Source organism: Yersinia antarctica, from assembly GCF_056636475.1.
The window spans coordinates 1019869-1036283 of record NZ_JBSJQF010000001.1 but is presented as its reverse complement, the minus strand read 5'-3'; the positions used below and the strand labels follow the sequence as shown (position 1 = coordinate 1036283).

Sequence of the window (16415 nt, the reverse complement as noted above, 5' to 3'; positions counted from 1 at the left end):
AGGACTAATAATGAAAAAGACAATTCAATTACCTAAAATTGGCATTCGCCCAGTCATTGATGGACGCAGAATGGGTGTGCGTGAATCGTTGGAAGAGCAAACCATGAAAATGGCCCGTGCCACCGCAGAGTTTCTGCAAGAGGTGGTACACCATCCTTGCGGCACGCCCGTTGAATGTGTCATTGCTGATACCTGCATTGCCGGAATGGCAGAATCCGCCGCCTGTGACGATAAATTCAGCGCACAGAATATTGGCCTAACCATCACGGTGACACCTTGTTGGTGCTACGGCAGCGAAACCATTGATATGGACCCGTTCCGCCCGAAAGCTATTTGGGGCTTTAATGGTACCGAACGCCCTGGCGCGGTCTATCTGGCAGCAGCACTGGCGGCGCACAATCAAAAAGGATTGCCAGCCTTCTCCATTTACGGCCATGACGTGCAGGATGCTAATGACACCCGCATCCCTGCCGATGTGCAGGAAAAACTGCTGCGCTTTACTCGCGCAGGTTTAGCCGTTGCCAGCTTAAAGGGCAAAAGTTACCTCTCTCTCGGTGGGGTATCCATGGGGATTGCCGGCTCCATTGTTGACCATAACTTCTTTGAATCCTGGTTAGGAATGAAAGTGCAAGCGGTCGATATGACAGAGTTGCGCCGCCGCATTGATCAAAAAATCTATGACGAGCAAGAGCTAGAACTGGCGTTGTCATGGGCAGATAAAAACTTCAAATACGGACCGGATAAAAACGCAGAACAATACCGCCGTTCACCGGAAAGCAGCCGCGCGGTACTGCGTGAAAGCCTGCAAATGGCGTTATGTATCCGCGACATGATGCAAGGTAATCCAACACTGGCAACGAAAGGTTTTGGTGAAGAAGCCTTAGGCTATAACGCTATTGCTGCCGGTTTCCAGGGTCAGCGCCACTGGACCGATCAATATCCAAATGGCGATACCGCTGAAGCCTTGCTGAATAGTTCGTTCGACTGGAACGGCGTGCGCGAACCGATGGTTGTCGCCACCGAAAACGACAGTTTGAACGGCGTGGCGATGCTATTTGGCCATACCCTGACCGGCACCGCGCAGATCTTTGCGGATGTCCGTACCTACTGGTCACCGGAAGCGGTACAGCGGGTTACCGGCCATCAACTGGAGGGGGTTGCCGAACACGGCATTATCCATCTGATTAACTCCGGCTCTGCCGCGTTGGACGGCACTTGCCGCCAAAACGATGCGCAAGGTAAACCGACCATCAAACCGCACTGGCAAGTGAGCCAGCAAGAAGCCGATGCTTGTCTGGCGGCAACCGAATGGTGCCCTGCTATCCATGAATACTTCCGTGGCGGTGGCTTCTCTTCGCGTTTCCTGACCCGTGGTGGGGTGCCCTTCACCATGAGCCGTATCAATCTGATTAAAGGCGTCGGGCCGGTCTTGCAAATTGCCGAGGGCTGGAGTGTCGAATTACCGAAATCCGTTCACGACACCCTGGACAAGCGAACCGATTCAAGTTGGCCAACCACCTGGTTTGCTCCACGCCTGACCGGCAAAGGGCCATTCAGCGATGTTTATTCGGTAATGGCGAACTGGGGAGCTAACCATGGCGTGCTGACCATCGGCCATGTCGGGGCGGACCTGATTACACTCGCCTCGATGTTACGCATCCCGGTATGCATGCATAACGTCGAAGAAGAGAGTGTTTACCGGCCAACTGCGTGGGGCGCGCACGGTATGGATATCGAAGGGCAGGATTACCGTGCCTGCCAAAATTACGGCCCACTATACAAAAGATAATGTGATGTTTGAGCAGGGTCTCAGGTGTGGAGCACTCCTTACCTGAGTCATAAAACAACCCTTGCTGTCAGCAAGGTGAACGAAGGGTTTATCGTGCCCCGAGGATTTAGCGGCTCACGTCGTTACCGCCTCGACGCCCCATATTCCCTTCGTTCCGCGTTATCCGCCCCCGTGGCAAGACATTTTCTGCCTAACAGCAGTAACAGGAGCATTTATGAAGCGCGATGTGGTCATTGTTTTAGATTGCGGCGCAACTAATATCCGGGCGATCGCAGTCGATCCTCAAGGTGTGGTGGTGGCGAAAGCTGTGATGCCGAACCACAGCCAACCCGATCCGGCTAATCCGCAATGGCAGTTGTGGCCGCTCGATGGCATCTTGCACAGTTTCGCTCAGTGTTGCCGCCAATTACTGCCACAGATTCATCAGGATAAGATCCATGGCATGACTGTTACTACCTTCGGCGTAGACGGTGCATTGGTGGATGCCAACGGCAAAATGCTGTACCCCATTATCAGTTGGAAATGCCCACGTACCGTGGCGGTGATGGAGAGTATCTCCCGCTATATGTCTGCAGAAAAGTTACAACAAATATCCGGTATCGGTCAGTTCAGTTTTAACACCTTATACAAGTTGATTTGGTTACAGGAAAATCGACCCGATTTAGTTGAACAAGCCCATGCCTGGCTGTTTATTTCATCTTTAATCAACCATCGCCTTACCGGGGAATTTACCACCGACCGCACCATGGCTGGCACCAGCCAACTGTTGGATGTCAAACGTGAGCAATTCAGCAGCACGATTTTACAAAAGATCGGTATTCACGCTGATTTATTCCCACCGATGGTGGCCGCCGGTGAAATCATTGGTCAGCTACTGCCAGATATCGCCGCTGAGTTAGGGTTACCCGCGGGTTTGCCGGTGATATCAGCCGGTCACGATACTCAGTTTGCACTATTTGGTTCGGGTGCTGATTTGGATCAACCGGTACTGTCATCCGGTACCTGGGAAATCCTGATGGTTCGGACCCCAAAAGTGAATACGACACTATTGCCACAATTTGCCGGTTCCACTTGTGAACTTGATAGCTGCCCAAGGTTGTTTAACCCAGGTTTGCAATGGCTAGCTTCAGGGGTACTGGAATGGGTGCGGCAGTTGTATTGGCATAACGAAGCCAGTGCCGAGGTCTACCAGCAAATGATTAGTGAAGCTGAGGCTATCGTACCCGGGGCAAACGGCATACGTATGAATTGCAACCTACTGGGCAGTGCTCAGCATCATCAATCGGGCGGCTGGCAAGGGGTCTCGCTGGCGGCGCGGCGCGGGCATTTTTACCGTTCTGCGTTGGAAAGCCTTACCTGGCAGTTAAAAAGCAATCTGTCATTACTCGAAGAGATTGGTGAATTCCGTACCCGCGAACTGCTGCTGGTTGGTGGTGGTAGCCGTAATACCTTGTGGAACCAGATCAAAGCCGATGTGCTCAATCTGCCCATCAAAGTAATTGATGAAGCTGAAACCACGGTTCTGGGGGCGGCGTTGTTTGTCTGGAGTGGCACTGGCTATTACCGCAGTGCTGAACAAGCGCGGGAGCAGGTCAATTACCGCTATCAATACTATCAGCCAGGCGAGCAACAACCGCTTTATCAGGCACTGAGCGACAGCCCATATCCCATTACTGAAGGAGCCATTCATGCTTAAAACCATTTCGCCATTACTGTCACCACAACTGCTAAAAACGCTGGCAGAGATGGGGCACGGTGATGAAATAATCTTTTCGGATGCCCATTTCCCAGCGCACGCGATTGGAAAAAACGGTGGCCCGTTGGTGATTCATGCCGATGGTTTATCTGTTAGCGCATTGCTAGCGGCCACTATTCCGTTATTTGAACTGGACAGCTACGCACCACCATTGGTAATGATGGCCGCGGTGGCAGGCGACACCCTTGATGCCGCGGTTGAAAAACGCTATTTACATGCCCTGTTTGGTAGCCAGGAAGCGTTGCCAGTGGAACGTATTGATCGTTTTGCGTTTTATCAGCGCGCTCAGCAAGCCTATGCCATCGTCATCACCGGAGAGACCGCCAAATACGGTAATATTCTATTAAAGAAGGGGGTGACGCCTGTTTTTTAAACCCGTGATCACGTAACCTCATCCCTTTAGCCATGTACTCTTTGTTGGTATTAACCGATGTGTTGGTATTAACCAATATATTAATATCAATCAATGTATACATGGCTTTGCTGACGGAGAGGATCATGAAAGCATCTCGTCACCAGAAAATCCTGCAACATATCAAACAGCATGAAACGCTGACAACCGCAGATCTGGCTCAGTTACTTGAGGTCAGCCAAGAGACCATTCGCCGTGACTTGAACGAGTTACAGGCGCAAGGGCTGATCATCCGCCAGCACGGGCGCGCCAAAAGCATTAAGCGTGCCACCAAAGACAGCGGCGATCCTTTTACCACCCGGCTAAAAAGTCACCTATCCAGCAAAGCCAGCATTGCTGACCATGCCCTGTCACTGATTGACAGTGGAATGGTGATCGCATTGGATGCCAGTTCCACCTGCTGGTATTTAGCCAAAAAGCTGCCCGATATCGATATAACGGTGTTTACCAATAGTGTACGGATTTGCCAGGAATTGGTGAAACACCAAAATATTGAGTTGATCAGTGCCGGTGGTCGCTTACAGCGTAAATATGCCTGCTACGTTAACCCCGCACTCTTTTCACTGCTAAAAACCATCGAAATTGATCTGTTTATTTTCTCGTGCGAAGGCATTGATGCCGACGGCACCTTATGGGATTCAAACCCGTTTAATGCCGAATTCAAGACCATGCTGTTAAAACGGGCCACGCAATCCATCTTACTGATCGACAAAAGTAAAATGTGCCGAACGGGAGAGGTAAAAATCGGGACGCTGGATGATGTAGAACAGGTCATCTCCAATGTCGATGCAGAGTAACTGATGGCGCAGACTTGCTCTACGCCACTAAGCTGCCATTCACCTTACTGACCGTAATAGGCTTTTGCGCCATGCTTGCGCAGATAGTGTTTATCCAACAATGTTTGCTGCATATTAGCCACCGCAGGCCGAAGTTGATGAGTAAACAGGTTCATATAAGCAATTTCTTCCAGCACTACCGCGTTATGCACCGCACTGGCCGCATTGCTACCCCAGGCAAACGGGCCATGACCATTGACCAAAACCGCCGGTATTTCCCCCGCACTTAACGCCTGATGGGCAAAGGTTTCGACAATGACATTGCCGGTTTCATACTCATAGTCGCCAGCAATTTCGGCATCAGTCATAAGGCGGGTGCATGGGATGGGGCCATAGAAATAATCAGCATGAGTGGTGCCTAATGCTGAGAGCGACTTACCCGCCTGCGCCCAAATGGTGGCATGGCGAGAATGGGTGTGGACAATACCACCTATTTCGGGAAAGGCCCGGTATAGCACCAGATGGGTATCGGTATCGGAAGACGGTTTTTTATTTCCCTCCACCACCTTACCGCTTGCCAAATCCACCACCACCATGTCATTCACACTCATGGCCTCGTATTCAACACCAGAGGGCTTAATTACCACCAACCCGAGCTCACGATCAATACCGCTGACATTACCCCAGGTAAAAGTCACGAGTTTATATTTTGGTAATGCTAAATTAGCGTCAAAAACCTGTTGTTTTAACTGTTCTAACATGATGCTACCTCATGAAATAATATTCAGTACGGCAATTAACAATCACCAATAACGCACATGATGTCGTTAGATTATTTAATGGCCGTGATTAAACAAGCAACTCGCTATAAATAGCCATCATTGGTAATGAGCTTAATAAATAAGAAAACTGTTAATTAAAAATAACCAACTTAAATCCGTCATTCAAAATCTATTCTTCAGCCCAGGCTTTATCTATCCCCAAAAATAATATCTAGCTGCAAACTAACCTAACTCTATTTATCGCTAAATTAAAGAGGATGAAAGGCGAGTTAATCATCAAACAAAAAGAATCGGTTGAATTCGGTCACAAACGGGCATTATTGTCATGCCCGAATGTGTGCTTTCATTACCAGTATTGACCATTCGTAAGGCAAAGAAGCCCTTAACATGAGGCATGAATCACATTATTTATGATAATTAAATGAATAACATATTAATATATGTGATTCTCACCACACAATCTCAGAGGAAAACACCCCTTAAAGCAATACTTGAATTCAGTCACTGTATAAACAGCAGATAAATACCAATATATCATCATCGTATTTGAAGCCGCAGACGTGCTACCTGCAATACCAACAACTTCAGGTATAGCAGCATGAGTGCTACGGGTGCTTTTTAGCATTAAGCGCTAAGACAATTTTTGAGGTAAATATGTTACAAGCCGAACGCTATAAAATCATCTGTAGCCATGTGCAGCAGCAAGGCTCGGCGCTGGTAACTGAGTTATCGGTATTATGCCAGGTTTCGCAAGAAACTATTCGCCGTGACCTGACGGTGCTGGAAAAAAAGCAAAAACTGATCCGTAGCTTTGGTGGCGCGGTGGCACTGGATGGCCCTGATCTCTCCGTCATTGATATTAAAGAGACCCACTACAGCCTTAATGCTATTGATCGGGCCGAATCCTTCCGTAAACGTACGGAGGAACACCCTGATACTAAAATGAAAATTGCTAAAGCAGCATTACAATTTATCCATCCGGGCGACTGTATTTTACTGGATAACAGTAGCTCTTGCTGGTTTCTGGCACGCCAAATCCCAGACATTGAGATTACCGTCGTCACCAACTCAGTGAAGATTATCCAGGCACTGGCCTGCCGTGACAAAGTGCGCATCATTGGTATTGGCGGTGAGTATTCTGCCCGCCATGATGACTTCCATGGTCCGGTGGCGGAGAATGCTATCCGCAATTTCCAGATCAATACTTTTTTCTTCTCTTGCCAGGGTATTAATCAGGAAAGTGGGGTGCGTGATGGCAACGACATTAACGCCAAGTTAAAACAAGTTATGTTACAAGTCTCGGGCCAAAAAATATTATTGGCCGACTCTAGTAAATTTGACCAGTATGCATTTTGTAAAATATGCATGTTAGATGAAGTCGATATTCTTATTACTAATAGATTAAGTTCGCAAAACTATCGCAGTGACAATCCAAAATTAAATATTATTGAATCAGATAAATAACAAAATTATTCATCGGAATAATAGCGTCAACACCAGTGAAACAGTCACACAATAAGAATAAGCCAAGCTGCTTTGTTTTCTCTCTTTATATATACAAAGCAGGACGTCTTGATGCTTTCTAAAATTGTTCTTTCAGAGGATTTAATAATGAAAAAGTTAATCTTACCCTGTTTAATAACCACATTAATTACTTCCCATGCTACTTGGGCGGATGACAGTAAAGTGCCACAAAAAGCCAATAAACCATTCACTATGGGGGTAGTGGTTAAAGTGGGGGGTATTCCTTGGTTCAATGTGATGGAACAGGGCATTAAAGCAGAAGGTCAGGCTCTCGGCGTCAATGCCTGGCAAGTCGGGCCAACCACCGCAGACCCCGCCGAGCAAGTTCGTGCTATTGAAGACTTGATTGCCAAAAAAGTCGATGTGATTGGTGTGGTGCCAAATGATGCCAAAGTGCTGGAGCCAGTGCTGAAACGGGCGCAGGAAGCAGGCATTAAAGTCATTACTCACGAATCACCAGGCCAAATCAATGCCGACTGGGACTTTGAGCTATTAGACACCCAAAGCATGGGCGCTAACCATATGAAAGATATGGCGCAATGCATGGGTGAGGAAGGCAAATATGCCATGTTTGTCGGTAGTTTGACTGTGCCACTGGTGAATGAGTGGGCCGATGCCGCCATTGCTTATCAAAAAGCACATTATCCAAAAATGCTCCTGGTTGAAGACCGTTTCGGCGTTGCTGAGTCGGTGGATGACTCCATGCGTACCGCCAATGACTTGCTCTCTAAACATAAAGATCTAAAAGGTATTATGTCCTTCGGTTCACAAGGTCCGATTGGCGCTGGCCGCGCGATTGATAAACGTAAGAAAAACGACACCACCTGCGTATTCGGTACCTTTACTCCGGGTCAAGGTATCAAGCTGTTAGAGAAAGGTGCGATTGATGGCGGTTATATTTCCAATCCAATGGTGGCCGGTAAGGTATTCGTGCAGGTAGCCACCGCCATGATGAACGGCGAGCCAATTAAAGACGGCGTCAAACTGGGCGATATGGGTGAAATCAAAACCAAGGGGAATACCATCCTCAGTGATAACCCGGAAAAACTGGATGTAGAAAACACCAAGCGTCTGGTCAAACTTGGTCTGTAAACACAATCCAAACTAAAAAACAGCGCCGGGCACTGCTCGGTGCTTATTTCGGCCCGCAGTATTGAGGCCGTTTTCCGGGGAACAGCACTATGACTAATATTTCTGATGCTGATAAAGGAGTGCCGCTTATCACGCTAAAAGAGCTATCAAAAAGCTTTGGCGGACATCAGGCACTCAAAAATATCACTCTGACGTTGAATAAAGGTGAAGTGCACTGTTTAGCTGGGGCCAATGGCTGTGGCAAAAGTACGCTGATAAAAACCATCAGTGGTGTGTATGCCCCTGATGACGGTAGTGAAATTATTATCGACGATAAATCGTACCCGCGTTTAACCCCTGATCGCGCTCGCGATTTGGGGGTGCAGGTTATCTATCAAGACTTGTCGCTGTTCCCTAACCTGACGGTGGCGGAAAACATTGCTTTCGAATACAACCTGAAAGGTTACTTCGGTTGGTTTAGCAAAACCAAACTCAAACAGAAAGCTTGCCAGGTTTTACAAGAGTTGGCCTTTACCATCGACCCCGATGCGCTGGTACAAAACTTACCTATTGCTCAACGTCAGCAGGTTGCTATTTGTCGCGCATTGGTTGCTGATGCCCGTTTGGTGATTATGGATGAGCCAACTGCGTCTCTCACCCGAACAGAAGTGAATCAGTTGCTGCGCACGGTGAATTACCTGCGCGACAAGAACATCACCGTGGTGTTTGTCAGCCACCGGTTGGATGAAGTGAAAGAGATTTCGGACCGAATTACCGTCATTCGTGATGGCGAGAAAGTGGGAACCTGGCCGGCAAGCACTCTTTCCGTGGGGCGGATTACCGAGCTGATGACCGGTTTAACCATTACCCATGAGCAGAAATTACCGAATGCCGAACTGGGCAAAGTGGTATTGCAGTTAGATAAGCTCAGCCGCAAAGGGCAGTTTGAGAATATTTCCTTTAGTCTGCATCGCGGTGAGGTGCTAGGGCTTTGTGGCTTGCTCGGGTCCGGGCGCACAGAACTGGCGTTGAGTCTATTTGGCATCACCCACCCTGATAGCGGCGAGATTGCTATTGATGGCAAACCGGTTCACATCAAAGATAATACCCGCGCCATCGAGCTGGGGATTGGTTACGTCTCTGAAGACCGCCTGACACTCGGCGCCGTGCTACCGCAATCGGTCGCCGACAACATGATGCTGTCAATATTGCAACGTATTCGCACCCCGCTCTACCTACTTGATGAAACGAAAAAAGCGGCGCTGGTGCAGGAATGGGTAAAAGATTTAGACATTAAAGTCACCAACCCCGATAACCCACTGTCAACCTTATCCGGCGGTAATCAGCAAAAAGTGGTGCTGGCCAAATGGATTCTGACCAAACCGAAAGTACTGATTCTTGACTCCCCTACCGTGGGCGTCGATATCGGTGCGAAAGACAGTATTTACAAGCTAATTCACCGCCTATCAGGTGTCGGTATTTCGGTACTGCTTATCTCCGACGAAGTGCCAGAAGCCTATTACAACTGTGATCGCATCCTGCATATGAAACAGGGGCGCATCGTCAATGAATTGATCCCGAATCAAATGACTGAGCAACAGCTTGCGGAGGCCATCAATGCCTAATATCAGCAGACTCAAACCGCAATCCGTTGAAGGGTGGCTAGCCTGGGTTATCGTCATTATGCTGGCCCTGTTCTCCCTGCTTAGCAGTGAGTTTCTGTCCATTCAAAACCTGCTGGATCTGACGGAAAGCTATGCCGTCACCGGCGTCTTTGCCCTCGGGCTTTTTGTAGTACTGGTGACCGGCGGTATCGATATTTCCTTTGCTGCCGTGGCCTCGGTGGTGCAATACGTGGTGGCATCACTGCTACTCAATGACGTGATTGCCAGCCCGCTATTGTGCCTGGTTATCGCTATCTCCATCGGCGTGTTGCTCGGTTTCGTTAATGCGATACTGATTTACTATCTAAATATCGTTTCCATCATTATCACCATCAGTATGCAATCGGTACTGTTTGGCATCCTGATGTGGATAACCAACGGCCACAGTATTTATGACTTGCCGGACTGGTGGATAACCCAGCGATCCATTCTGCCCTTTAGCGTTGATGGCGAGAGTTACCAGATTGGCTTGCCGCTGGTCATTATGCTCGCTATTGCCCTACTCACCTGGCTGCTACTGAATAAAACTCATATTGGTCGTCAATTATATGCCGTCGGCGGTAGCCCTGAATCTGCGCGCCGTATCGGTATTCGCGGGTCACTGCTTTATCTGTTCGCCTATGGCTATTTAGGGGCAACGGCAGCAATCGGTGGCATGTTGCAGACCTACCGAATGAGTGAGGTGGTACCAAGTGCACTGGTGGGCGGCGAGTTGGATGTTCTGGCCGCAGCCGTGTTAGGGGGTGCCAGTTTGTCCGGTGGGCGCGGCTCGGTGGTTGGCACACTGATGGGCGTCTTCCTCATTGGTATTCTGAAAAATGGCCTCAACCTGATCGGCGTTTCCAGTTACTTCGTCAACATTGTGATTGGCGTGGTGATCGTCGCCGCCATTTGCGTCACCCATTACAAGAAACGCAAAGAAACTGATGTTGGCTTTGTCTGACAGGGGCTTTTTATGAAAAAGAACACGTTTTTCCATATCGACGGCACCATCTCCGGTTTACTGAGTATTTGCTGTCTGGCAACACTGGCTTTCAGTCTGGCTATGCCCGGTCACTTCTTTACCACGAACACCTTTTTGAGCATCGCTTTCCAATTGCCGGAGTTAGGGCTGCTGACCTTTGCCATGTTTGTGCCGATGCTCAGCGGCGGGCTAAATCTGTCCATCATCGGCACAGCTAACCTCACCGGCCTGTTTATGGCCTGGTTGCTTATTCAATATGTTCCAGCGGATGCCAGCACCGCGACACAATTGATGTGGCTGGTGATTGCCCTGTTGGGGGCGGCGCTGATTGCCGTCATTATCGGCACGCTAACCGGGCTGATGATCGCTCGCATCGGCGCGCACCCGATTCTGGTGACATTGGGCAGCATGACCATTATTAGCGGGATCGGTGTTTATCTGACCAAAGGGGCCGCACTCAGTGGTATGCCGCCCATTATGCGCAGCATGGGATCAGAGGTGGTGATGGGCATCCCTATCCCGATGATTATTTTTGTCGTCGCCTCACTGCTGTTGGCACTGATATTAGGTAAAACACGGCTAGGTAAAACCATCTATATGTGCGGCAGCAATATCAACGCCACCTGGTTCAGTGGTATCCGTACTGACCGCGTGATGATTGCTATCTACTCCATCTCCAGCCTGTTATGTGTGTTAGCCGGCCTGATTATGATGTCGCGTTTTAACTCAGCACGCATGGGATATGGCGACTCTTATCTGTTACTGACCGTGTTGGCTATCGTGCTGGGTGGGACCAATCCGTTCGGCGGAGTAGGGAAAGTTAGCCATGTGTTTTGTGCGCTACTGGTATTGCAGGTCATCGCCACCGGCCTGAGCCTACTGGGTGTCAGCCTGCACTTCAATCTGGCGGTTTGGGGGATCACGCTTATCTTCGCGCTGGCCTTTAAGTTCTTCAAAGAGAAATGGAAAGCCAAACGTGCCATGAAAAATAACCGATTGAAAAATTTCAGTAAGATGGCCATAGGGAAAACAGAATAATGCGAATTCACCCATTAGGAATCTATGAAAAAGCACTGCCTGTGGGCACCAGTTGGGTTGAAAAGCTGGCGGTAGCAAAGTCCTGCGGTTTCGACTTTGTCGAGATGTCGGTTGATGAAAGCGACGAGCGGCTGGCCCGGTTAAATTGGAGCCGCGAGGAGCGCATGGCAGTTATTAGCGCTATCCAGCAAACCGGGGTGAGAATTCCAACACTGTGCCTGTCGGCACATCGCCGCTATCCCTTTGGCAGTCGTGATGCTGCCACCCGTGAGCAAGCACACACTATCATGTTGCAAGCCATCCGGCTGGCGCAAGATCTGGGTATTCGCACCATTCAACTGGCGGGTTATGACGTTTATTACGAGCCACAAGACAGCGAAACCATCCGCCGTTTTGAACAAGGTATGGCATGGGCAGCACAGCAGGCAGCGGCGGCACAAGTGATGTGTGCGGTAGAGATCATGGACACACAGTTTATGAATTCCATCAGCAAGTGGAAGGCGTTGGACCGCAAAATTGGCTCGCCGTGGTTTACCGTGTATCCCGACATTGGCAACCTCACCGCGTGGGGCAATGAAGTGGATACTGAACTGGCAAGTGGCATTGACCGAATTGCGGCTATCCATCTGAAAGATACTTTTGCCGTCACCACAGATTGCCCTGGTCAGTTTCGTGATGTGCCCTTCGGTGAAGGCTGTGTCGACTTTGTTAGTCTGTTTAAAACCCTGCGGCGTCTGAACTATCGCGGCACCTTTCTGATTGAAATGTGGACCGAGAAATCAGCCGAACCGTTGCTAGACATCATCCATGCCCGCCACTGGATTGAAGACAAAATGCGGCTGGCTGGTTGGGGTAACGATACCTTACCGGCTGCATGCTAAGGAGCCATAATGAGCCACTATTTTCTCGGCATTGACCTTGGCGGCACGGTAACCAAGGCCGGGATTTATACCGCCGAAGGGTGCGAAATTGCGGTTACAGAGCAGGCTTTGCCGGTGCTTAGCCCACAGGTAGGGTTTTGTGAGCGCAATATGGAAGCACTATGGGCGGCGACTTGCCAGGTTATCCGCCAGACCCTCAATAATGCGCAGGCGGTGGCTGGTGTGGCGGCCGAGCAAATTCACGGCATCAGCTTCTCTGCTCACGGTAAAGGATTGTATTTGGTAGATAAACAGGGCCAACCGGTGCGCCATGGCATTGTTTCTTCCGATTCCCGCGCGCAAACTTTGGTTAGCCGCTGGCAAAAAGAAGGCAAAGCAAACCAAGCTTATGCACTCAGCCTACAACAACTGTGGCCATCCCATCCGGCAGCCCTACTGCGTTGGCTTAAAGAGAACGAACCGGAAAACTATCACCGCAGCGGTTATGTGTTAATGGCACATGACTATATCCGCTATCGCCTGACAGGCGAGTTCACCATTGAAGAGACTAATATCTCTGGCAGTAATCTTTATAACCAATACAGCGGCAATTTTGATCCGCAACTGATGAAGATATTCGCCATTGAGGAAGTCGCCGAGAAAACCGCACCGATTATTGGCTCTGCGGATCTGGCAGGCTATGTCAGTCAACAGGCGGCACAGGCCTGTGGCTTAAGACCCGGTATTGCGGTATACGGTGGTATGTTTGATGTAGTCGGTGCGGCGTTAACCTCCGGCTTGCATGATAGCCACCAGCTCAGTGCTGTGGCAGGAACCTGGTCAATAGCTACCCGGGTATTCGAAGGCGTACAGCCATCTGACTACCCTTATGTGTGGGGGAAATATTGCATCCCCGGTACCTACTTTGTTCACGAAGGCAGCCCAACCTCCGCCAGTAATCTGGCGTGGTTTGTACAGCAATTCCTACCAGATTTGCCCGACAGCTATCAAACACTCAATCAATGGGCTGAGTTGGGTTATGCGAAGTCGGAAGATTTGCTGTTTTTCCCGTGGCTATACGGCTCCAATTACAGTGCCAATCTTAGCGGCGGTCTGTTAGGGCTGAGCGGGCACCATACTCGCCAGGATATTGTTTACGCGATTTATCAGGGGATTGTTTTTTCGCATCTGTTGCATCAGGACCAGATTCTGGCGCTGGGCGATAACACCGACTGCATCCGTTTCAGCGGCGGCCCCACTCACTCGGCCATCTGGATGCAAATGTTTTGTGATGCCAGTAATTTGCCATTAGAAATTGTCGATATTCAGCAATCCGGTTGCCGGGCTGCGGCCCTGTGTGCGGCAGTGGGAAGCGGCTATTATCGCGGTTTTGAGGACGCCATCACTGCCAGCCCGCCGCCTATCACTCGCCTGCTACCCAATGCTGAAAAACACCAGATATTGAGAGCGCGTTTTGACAAGTTTAAGTGCATTGCCGAGGCGTTAAGCAGAGTCATGTAGTTGCATCACAGGCAGAATTTAGTGAAAAACACAATAACATCATCAAGTTATAGCCAAAATAATTGGAGTTACAGGTAGGCAGCAAGAAAGCGAATCCCGATGAGCTGACATAAGTCAGTGATTCGGGTGAGTGAACGTAGCTAACACTCCGGCAGTTTCAAGTATGAAGGATATAATAGTGTCCCACCATCATCCTGCCAGAACCACCGATAAGTGCGGAAAATGAGATCCACCCTTTATAAAGAGGGTGGAGCCGTCGCCTCGCACTGACAATCTATAGTAAAATTCTTGTTAAAGTCATACTAAAAAATATCGGCTTGGTTCTTCTATCGATTACTAACGATTGTTTCTGTTATCGAACGCTTTCGCTAACTGATGTTGAATGTGAGAAAAATATGTCAAACAAACCGTTCCACTATCAGGATCCCTTCCCGTTAAAGGAAGATGATACTGAGTATTACCTTGTCAGTAATAATCACGTCTCGGTTACCCAGTTTGAAGGCCACGACATGCTAAAAGTCGAGCCAGAAGCCCTGACCCTCCTCGCCCAACACGCTTTCCACGACGCCTCATTCCTGCTACGCCCCGCTCACCAAAAGCAAGTTGCCGCTATTTTGGATGATCCAGAAGCGAGCGAAAATGACAAATATGTTGCTCTGCAATTCCTGCGTAATTCGGAAATTTCCGCCAAAGGGATTTTACCGACCTGTCAGGATACCGGCACCGCAATTATCGTCGGCAAAAAAGGCCAACGTGTTTGGACCGGTGGCAATGACGCAGAAGCCCTGTCACGCGGCGTGTATAACACCTTTATTGAAGATAACCTGCGCTACTCGCAAAACGCGGCGCTGGATATGTACCAAGAAGTGAACACCGGCACCAACCTGCCAGCACAAATTGACCTGTACAGCACTGAAGGCGAGGACTACAAATTCCTGTTCGTCACCAAAGGTGGTGGCTCAGCCAACAAGACCTATCTGTATCAGGAAACCAAGGCGCTGCTGTCTCCGGGCAAGCTGAAAGAGTATCTGGTCGAGAAAATGCGCACCTTGGGTACCGCGGCCTGCCCGCCATACCATATCGCCTTTGTGATTGGTGGGACGTCGGCTGAAAGTACCCTCAAGACCGTCAAATTAGCCTCAACCAAATATTATGATGGTCTGCCGACTGAAGGGAATGAGCACGGGCAAGCTTTCCGTGATACCGCGCTGGAACAAGAGCTACTGGAAGCGGCACAGGACTTAGGTTTAGGCGCGCAGTTCGGCGGCAAATACTTTGCTCATGATGTGCGGGTGGTGCGTTTGCCGCGTCATGGTGCATCCTGCCCTGTCGGGATGGGGGTCTCCTGCTCTGCCGACCGTAATATTAAAGGCAAGATTAACCGCAAAGGGATTTGGCTGGAAAGGCTAGAGCAAAACCCAGGGAAATATATTCCTGAGCATTTGCGCCAGAGCACCGAAGGCAAAGTGGTTAAAATCGACCTTAACCGCCCAATGGCCGATATCTTAAAAGAGCTGTCTCAGTATCCGGTATCAACCCGCCTGTCACTGAGTGGGACGATTATTGTTGGCCGTGATATTGCCCATGCAAAATTAAAAGAACGGTTGGATAACGGTGAAGGTTTGCCGCAATACATTAAAGATCATCCGATCTACTACGCCGGGCCGGCCAAAACGCCAGAAGGTTATGCATCAGGCTCCCTCGGGCCAACCACCGCGGGCCGCATGGATTCCTACGTGGACCTCCTGCAATCCCACGGCGGCAGCATGATCATGCTGGCAAAAGGCAACCGTAGCCAGCAAGTGACCGATGCCTGTCACAAACACGGCGGCTTCTATTTGGGCAGCATTGGCGGCCCAGCCGCAGTATTGGCACAAAACAGCATTAAGAGTCTGGAGTGTGTGGAATATCCTGAACTGGGTATGGAAGCCATCTGGAAAATTGAAGTGGAAGACTTCCCAGCCTTTATCTTGGTAGATGATAAAGGTAATGATTTCTTCCAACAGATCCAGGCATCAAGATGTAACCGCTGCGGTTAACATTAAAATCCAACCTCGGTGGTTTCGCCGGGGTTGGATTTATTACAAATAAAAAGTTTACAAATAAAAAATTTACAGATAAAAAGCAGATAAAATTTCGAATAGTTTTTAAGCACCCCACTGGTGCAATTTATTAACCTCCGCCATTCTCTTCACTATGCTCTACATGGATAATCTCGCCATTTTGCTTTTCATCATCCACAGTTAGCGCCCCCCACC

General features: G+C 49.4%; 13 protein-coding genes. 12 read left to right on the top strand and 1 reads right to left on the bottom strand.

All coding sequences use genetic code 11. The features are described from left to right. The first annotated feature begins 10 nt into the window (after nt 1-10). The 4 genes from fucI to fucR all read left to right on the top strand — a co-directional run bounded on the left by fucI (nt 11) and on the right by fucR (nt 4754). Entirely contained in the window at nt 11-1789 is a 1779-nt protein-coding gene (gene fucI / locus ACWJJO_RS04580) for an L-fucose isomerase (protein ID WP_083160287.1), read from the top strand. A 214-nt stretch (nt 1790-2003) separates the two neighbouring features. After that, entirely contained in the window at nt 2004-3485 is a 1482-nt protein-coding gene (fucK, locus tag ACWJJO_RS04575) for an L-fuculokinase (RefSeq protein ID WP_083160289.1), read from the top strand. After that, nucleotides 3478-3918, top strand: coding sequence for an L-fucose mutarotase (fucU, locus tag ACWJJO_RS04570; RefSeq protein ID WP_083160291.1), 441 nt, complete (start codon nt 3478-3480; stop codon nt 3916-3918). Before fucK ends, fucU begins: the two co-directional genes overlap by 8 nt. Before the next feature lie 101 nt (nt 3919-4019). Then, nucleotides 4020-4754, top strand: coding sequence for an L-fucose operon activator (gene fucR, locus ACWJJO_RS04565; protein WP_372558101.1), 735 nt, complete (start codon nt 4020-4022; stop codon nt 4752-4754). A 44-nt stretch (nt 4755-4798) separates the two neighbouring features. On the opposite strand, the gene ACWJJO_RS04560 is transcribed toward fucR, so the two are convergent. Continuing rightward, nucleotides 4799-5494: an L-ribulose-5-phosphate 4-epimerase gene (locus tag ACWJJO_RS04560; protein ID WP_083160295.1), complete on the bottom strand. Its 696-nt coding sequence runs from the start codon at nt 5492-5494 to the stop codon at nt 4799-4801. A gap of 675 nt (nt 5495-6169) precedes the next feature. Between ACWJJO_RS04560 and ACWJJO_RS04555 the strand changes: the two genes are divergently transcribed. The 8 genes from ACWJJO_RS04555 (at nt 6170) to fumA (ending at nt 16196) form a co-directional block, all read left to right on the top strand. Further along, a complete protein-coding gene (locus tag ACWJJO_RS04555; protein ID WP_005181936.1) occupies nt 6170-6979 on the top strand; it encodes a DeoR/GlpR family DNA-binding transcription regulator in 810 nt (269 codons plus the stop codon). A 147-nt stretch (nt 6980-7126) separates the two neighbouring features. Next, nucleotides 7127-8131 (top strand): substrate-binding domain-containing protein, encoded by a 1005-nt coding sequence (locus ACWJJO_RS04550; RefSeq protein ID WP_442848101.1) that lies wholly within the window; start codon nt 7127-7129, stop codon nt 8129-8131. 89 nt (nt 8132-8220) lie between these two features. Further along, nucleotides 8221-9735 carry a sugar ABC transporter ATP-binding protein gene (locus ACWJJO_RS04545; protein ID WP_420073705.1) on the top strand — a complete coding sequence of 505 codons (1515 nt, stop codon included), beginning with the start codon at nt 8221-8223 and terminating at the stop codon, nt 9733-9735. Continuing rightward, complete coding sequence (locus ACWJJO_RS04540; protein ID WP_481090683.1) at nt 9728-10717, top strand: ABC transporter permease; 990 nt, start codon at nt 9728-9730, stop codon at nt 10715-10717. The genes ACWJJO_RS04545 and ACWJJO_RS04540 overlap by 8 nt, the downstream gene beginning before the upstream one ends. Before the next feature lie 12 nt (nt 10718-10729). After that, nucleotides 10730-11776, top strand: a complete 1047-nt coding sequence (locus tag ACWJJO_RS04535; protein ID WP_481090682.1) for an ABC transporter permease — start codon at nt 10730-10732, stop codon at nt 11774-11776. Next, on the top strand, nt 11776-12657 hold the full coding sequence (locus ACWJJO_RS04530; RefSeq protein WP_083160305.1) for an L-ribulose-5-phosphate 3-epimerase: 882 nt from the start codon (nt 11776-11778) through the stop codon (nt 12655-12657). The genes ACWJJO_RS04535 and ACWJJO_RS04530 overlap by 1 nt, the downstream gene beginning before the upstream one ends. Before the next feature lie 9 nt (nt 12658-12666). Then, nucleotides 12667-14157, top strand: a complete 1491-nt coding sequence (locus tag ACWJJO_RS04525) for an FGGY-family carbohydrate kinase (protein ID WP_372568721.1) — start codon at nt 12667-12669, stop codon at nt 14155-14157. 395 nt (nt 14158-14552) lie between these two features. Next, nucleotides 14553-16196, top strand: coding sequence for a class I fumarate hydratase FumA (gene fumA, locus ACWJJO_RS04520; RefSeq protein ID WP_083160309.1), 1644 nt, complete (start codon nt 14553-14555; stop codon nt 16194-16196). Nucleotides 16197-16415: the final 219 nt, after the last annotated feature.

What these genes read in the sequence shown, in the direction of transcription:
- fucI (WP_083160287.1), top strand. Translation starts at nt 11, where the DNA reads ATGAAAAAGACAATTCAATTACCTAAAATTGGCATTCGCCCAGTCATT.
- fucK (WP_083160289.1), top strand. Translation starts at nt 2,004, where the DNA reads ATGAAGCGCGATGTGGTCATTGTTTTAGATTGCGGCGCAACTAATATC.
- fucU (WP_083160291.1), top strand. Translation starts at nt 3,478, where the DNA reads ATGCTTAAAACCATTTCGCCATTACTGTCACCACAACTGCTAAAAACG.
- fucR (WP_372558101.1), top strand. Translation starts at nt 4,020, where the DNA reads ATGGCTTTGCTGACGGAGAGGATCATGAAAGCATCTCGTCACCAGAAA.
- ACWJJO_RS04560 (WP_083160295.1), bottom strand. Translation starts at nt 5,494, where the DNA reads ATGTTAGAACAGTTAAAACAACAGGTTTTTGACGCTAATTTAGCATTA.
- ACWJJO_RS04555 (WP_005181936.1), top strand. Translation starts at nt 6,170, where the DNA reads ATGTTACAAGCCGAACGCTATAAAATCATCTGTAGCCATGTGCAGCAG.
- ACWJJO_RS04550 (WP_442848101.1), top strand. Translation starts at nt 7,127, where the DNA reads ATGAAAAAGTTAATCTTACCCTGTTTAATAACCACATTAATTACTTCC.
- ACWJJO_RS04545 (WP_420073705.1), top strand. Translation starts at nt 8,221, where the DNA reads ATGACTAATATTTCTGATGCTGATAAAGGAGTGCCGCTTATCACGCTA.
- ACWJJO_RS04540 (WP_481090683.1), top strand. Translation starts at nt 9,728, where the DNA reads ATGCCTAATATCAGCAGACTCAAACCGCAATCCGTTGAAGGGTGGCTA.
- ACWJJO_RS04535 (WP_481090682.1), top strand. Translation starts at nt 10,730, where the DNA reads ATGAAAAAGAACACGTTTTTCCATATCGACGGCACCATCTCCGGTTTA.
- ACWJJO_RS04530 (WP_083160305.1), top strand. Translation starts at nt 11,776, where the DNA reads ATGCGAATTCACCCATTAGGAATCTATGAAAAAGCACTGCCTGTGGGC.
- ACWJJO_RS04525 (WP_372568721.1), top strand. Translation starts at nt 12,667, where the DNA reads ATGAGCCACTATTTTCTCGGCATTGACCTTGGCGGCACGGTAACCAAG.
- fumA (WP_083160309.1), top strand. Translation starts at nt 14,553, where the DNA reads ATGTCAAACAAACCGTTCCACTATCAGGATCCCTTCCCGTTAAAGGAA.